The sequence below is a fragment of the uncultured Veillonella sp. genome (assembly GCF_938010505.1).
GTDB lineage: Bacteria > Bacillota > Negativicutes > Veillonellales > Veillonellaceae > Veillonella.
This window is the reverse complement of the sequence record NZ_CALLVP010000029.1, coordinates 1-4,566: the sequence shown is the minus strand read 5'-3', so window position 1 is coordinate 4,566 and position 4,566 is coordinate 1. Positions and strand designations below refer to the sequence as shown.

The following is a 4,566-nucleotide window of genomic DNA, read 5'->3' as shown; positions in this document are numbered from 1 at the left end:
AGGCTAACATCTAATGTATTTTCAAGATTATGAATGCGTTCTGGTGAGCGATCGATAACATATACATCATGATCGTCTTGAATAAGACGTTGTGCTAATGAATAACCAACCTTACCAGCGCCTACAATGACAATTTTCATCGTCTTTATTCCTCATCTTGGGACTCATCACTAACAAGAGGTGTCCATTGGCGACCTATATCGGTAAGCAATGTCCAACCATCCTCCTGAACAATTTTTTTCTCTTTCATTAAATGCCCTAAGGCACGTTTGAAAGCAGCCTTACTAATATTGAACTTATCTTTAATCAACATCGCTGAAGACTCATCACTATATGGCATCTTTCCACCGCGGTTTAAAAGATATTCCATAATAATATCACCATCTGAAACAAGAGCTTTTTCCTTTGTAGGGCGCATAGATACATTGACACGACCATCATCGCGTTTGAAAGTAATACGACCTTCAATCATTTCCCCTACTTTTAACTTTCTCGTCATTTCAGAACGATGTAAAAAGGCAATCCAACGCTCAGGAGTGATAAAAAATGCCCCATCACTCGTTAAGTTATAGATAGCACCTTTTACAAGTTGACCACCTGTAGCTTCAGTAGCAGCTTTAGAGGCACGACGCATTTCATCATCTACATCCATGGAGACCGCAAAACGACCAGATTTATCTGTATAAAGACGAACCCATACCTTTTCCCCTACCTGAGGGCGACCACGCATCTCCGCATGAGGCATAAAGATACCACGTTCTGTGCCAACCTCAACGAAGCAACCAAAATTTGTCGTATTGATGACCTCAACATAACCAATTTGGCCAACCTTCATGGCTGGTAAACGCATAGAAGCAGTCAAACGCCCCTTTGGATCGCGATATAAAAATACTTCTACCTCATCTCCTATAGTAACTGGTGAAGTTTGTTGATCTTTATGAAGCAAAATATCATCATTTGTATTGCCTGTTTGACCATCTAGAAAAGCACCTTGGTCACTAGTACGCAATACTTTCAATGTGGCAATTGTATTTTCTAACAATTCTGTAGCCATATTATACTCCTTCAAATGGAACTCGACCAGCGTCATTCCACAATTCTTCTAGACCGTAGAATTCACGTAATTCATCACCACCAAAGACATGACAAATTATATCGCCGAAATCCAATAAAATCCATTCTCCTTCACGATAACCTTCTCTGTGCCGTACTGTCATACCTAATTCGGCTGCTTTATCTTCTATTTCATCAGCAATACTTTGAGATTGCTTGATGTTATTTGCACTGGCAATCAAAAAATAATCACCTAACATTGAAATACCTTCTAAATCAAGAATTTCAATATCTCTACCCTTTTTATCAAATGCAGCTTGTGCAAGTTCTAATACGATTTGTTTAATATCTTCTTTCTTTTTCATTATATTGCCTCTTATCTTATCGCTTACTACCGCTCTCCTCACCTGGTTCTGTAGGCTTTGTAATAGTGCCACCATTATGTTCTGATTCAGGTGCAACCTTCGACGTACTATTTGTTGGTGCAGATATAAATTGCGTCATTTCATTAGCTGGTAAATTACCCATTGTAATACCCACTAAACGTTGAGCTTCCGTGGGGTTTACCTTCCAATAAGTCGTTTCACCTATAAGTTCTTTTTCACCAGGAAGTATATAGAAGTGGATTTCTTCTTTATTAATTTTGCTCGCATTATATACCAGTTTAATAGCATCTAAAGTGGAGATATTACTATCATAATGCTCCCAAATACGCCAAATATGCCATGCATTTGTTATAAAAAATGCATTATGCTCTTGTTCTACCCACAACTTTAAGAATCGCTCTTGTCGTTGTACACGAGTAAATGTATCGTGTTTAGGATCAGAATATCGTAAATATGCTAAGGCATTATTACTATCCAATGTTTGGAAACCACGTCGTAAATCAATATCCTTATTGCCTTCTGCATCAATATGTTCCATCGGTTGCTCTACGTAAATTTGTTGATTCCCTAACACATCATTAGTTTTTTTGAATGCATCTTGATTAACTACCACATAGTATGGTATTGAAATATGGAACATATCTTCAATAACAGCTTTAGTAAGCTCAATACCACCTTTTTCGTAAATACCATTTAACATGGTCGCATCTGTTTGGTCACGATTATCGATTTTACTATTACTTGGAATACCAATAACATCCATGGTTTTTTGATCAAGATTTACAGATAATAGAAATAAGCTATCACCTTGGCTAGGATTATTGTCATCAGTGCCGATAACCAAAATATATAGAGGTTTATCTAAGCCTTTTTGCTCCACCGTTACAGTATTTGCATCCTGTTTATTTCCACTATCTGTCACTGTTTCAGTAACTTCAGTAGCTCCTACAATTGCTCGATATGCATAAGATACGCCACTATATATGCCATATCCTATTCCACCGAGCAGAGCCAACACTACAACAATAGCCAAAATGACTCTAGGCCACTTTACAGATGACTTTTGCTGACGTCTTTTTCTGCGTCGGCGAGCTCTTGCTCGTTCACGTTCGTCCATATTATAAAAACTCCATTATTTACAAGATTTTAATACATCATTACGCCCAAGAATGGTCAAAGGATAAATAGAAAGATGTTGCTCAATGAGATGATTAATAGTGTTATCGAAACCTAATAATACAGCTTTATCGAGATCTTTTACTGCAACCTTTCGCAGTTCTTCTACACCTGGAAAGTTTCGATTGGGTTCAATATAATCTGCTAAAAATATAACTTTATCTAGCTTAGACATATTTACCTTACCAGTCGTATGCACTCGAATAGCTTCTAGAATCTCTGAATCGATTATAGAGAACTCATGTTTAGCTCGAATCATGCCTGCTAATCCATGTAAAAGATTACCATTGGCTAATAATTCTTCATCAGCTTCGCAATTATTCTCCTTCACCAAATCTTGCATCTCTTTCAAAGGCATTTCTTTAGCACAATCATGTAGTAATGCCGCCAATCGCGCTTTTTCTACATCCACATCGTAAAGTTTAGCCAATTGAGTTGCCGATTCAACAACACCTAGGGTATGCTTAAATCGTTTTTTCCCCATCCATTGGCTTACCCTATGTTGAATTTCATCAAACGATAACATCATTTATTCCTTCCCATAAATATGGTTTTCTTCTATATAATCTACTACACATTTAGGCAACATATATCGAACAGTCTTTCCTGACCGCAAACGCTCCCGTAAATACGTAGCAGATAATTTCATTTCAGGCACTTCCATAACATGTATTTTTTCACGTGCTTTAGGACCTAATTCATCCAAAGTAGAATCAATAGCACTTGATCCATCTGGTCTAGTGGCGCCAATAAAATGAACTTCATCTAAGAGTTCTTCTATGAATTTCCACGTTGGTAATGCACGAATAGTATCCGTACCCGCAATAAAATAAAATTCAACAGTAGGACCATATAGATTTTTAAAATATTGAATCGTATCTACGGTATACGAAGGACCTTCTCGTAGCATCTCTACATCAGAAATTTCAAAATTTGGATTATCTGAAACTGCTGCCTCCGTCATAGCATAGCGATGATGACTATCAATCACATCATGTTGCTTATGCGGTGGAATACGAGCAGGTACAAAGATAACTTTTTCTAAATTAAAACTTTCACAAGCCACCTCTGCGATCATGAGATGACCTAAATGAATGGGATTAAATGTTCCACCAATGATACCTATGCGACGTTTTTCTACCATAATGCGGTCACTCCCTTAATGACAATGACACAAATAATGATGAATAAGAGCAATGCCTTTCCATAGGATATCCATTCATATCGGCCCTTAGGTGTTTGAAGATATCTGAAGTATGCCCTTACAAAATAATATAGTTTCTTCACGTCCGTACTTGGCCTTCCCCAAATACAAAGTATTTATAAGATGTTAAAGCTTGTAAACCCATAGGACCTCGAGCATGAAGCTTTTGTGTACTAATACCGATTTCAGCACCAAAACCAAATTCAAAGCCATCTGTAAAGCGTGTAGATGCATTATGATACACCGTAGAACAATCCACTAAATTCATAAATATCTTGGCTCGCATAGGCTCATCTGTGATAATAGCCTCAGAGTGATGTGTCGTATAACGATTCACATGATCAATAGCTTCCTCTAGATTTTCAACGATACGTACATTTAAATCCATATCATTGTATTCTGTGTTGAAAGAATCCTCTTCTAGAGGAATTGTGTTTACCATATATTGAGCTACAGCTTCATCACCGTGAATACGAACACCATATTCTTGTAGTGATTTATCAAGACGTGGTAAAAAATCAGAAGCCACAGCGTGATGAACTAACAGTGTTTCCATAGAGTTACATACAGAGGGGCGTTGAACCTTCGCATTGACAGCGATTTCTAAAGCCATCTCTAAATTAGCATATTCATCAACAAAAGTATGACATACACCGCTACCAGTTTCAATAACAGGAATGCTACTATCTTCTACAACTCGACGAATAAGTCCAGCACCACCACGTGGAATGATTACATCAATATATT

At 37.4% G+C, this 4,566-nt stretch carries 7 protein-coding genes; all 7 read right to left on the bottom strand.

Annotated features, from left to right (window positions below):
- Positions 1-140: NAD-binding protein (locus Q0507_RS01575; RefSeq protein WP_298711379.1), on the bottom strand; the 140-nt coding region annotated here is incomplete at its 3' end.
- A 5-nt stretch (positions 141-145) separates the two neighbouring features.
- A complete protein-coding gene (locus Q0507_RS01570) occupies positions 146-1,054 on the bottom strand; it encodes a S1 RNA-binding domain-containing protein (RefSeq protein ID WP_298711373.1) in 909 nt (302 codons plus the stop codon).
- A gap of 1 nt (position 1,055) precedes the next feature.
- The gene (gene rsfS / locus Q0507_RS01565) at positions 1,056-1,418 is read right to left on the bottom strand and encodes a ribosome silencing factor (RefSeq protein ID WP_298711371.1); all 363 of its coding nucleotides are present in this window, start codon (positions 1,416-1,418) and stop codon (positions 1,056-1,058) included.
- 16 nt (positions 1,419-1,434) lie between these two features.
- Entirely contained in the window at positions 1,435-2,556 is a 1,122-nt protein-coding gene (locus Q0507_RS01560; RefSeq protein ID WP_298711367.1) for an LCP family protein, read from the bottom strand.
- Positions 2,557-2,571: 15 nt separating this feature from the next.
- Complete coding sequence (gene yqeK / locus Q0507_RS01555) at positions 2,572-3,141, bottom strand: bis(5'-nucleosyl)-tetraphosphatase (symmetrical) YqeK (protein WP_298711376.1); 570 nt, start codon at positions 3,139-3,141, stop codon at positions 2,572-2,574.
- Between the two features lie 3 nt (positions 3,142-3,144).
- Positions 3,145-3,759 (bottom strand): nicotinate-nucleotide adenylyltransferase, encoded by a 615-nt coding sequence (nadD, locus tag Q0507_RS01550; RefSeq protein WP_298711364.1) that lies wholly within the window; start codon positions 3,757-3,759, stop codon positions 3,145-3,147.
- 139 nt (positions 3,760-3,898) lie between these two features.
- On the bottom strand, positions 3,899-4,566 hold a 668-nt coding region (locus Q0507_RS01545), incomplete at its 5' end, for a glutamate-5-semialdehyde dehydrogenase (protein ID WP_298711361.1).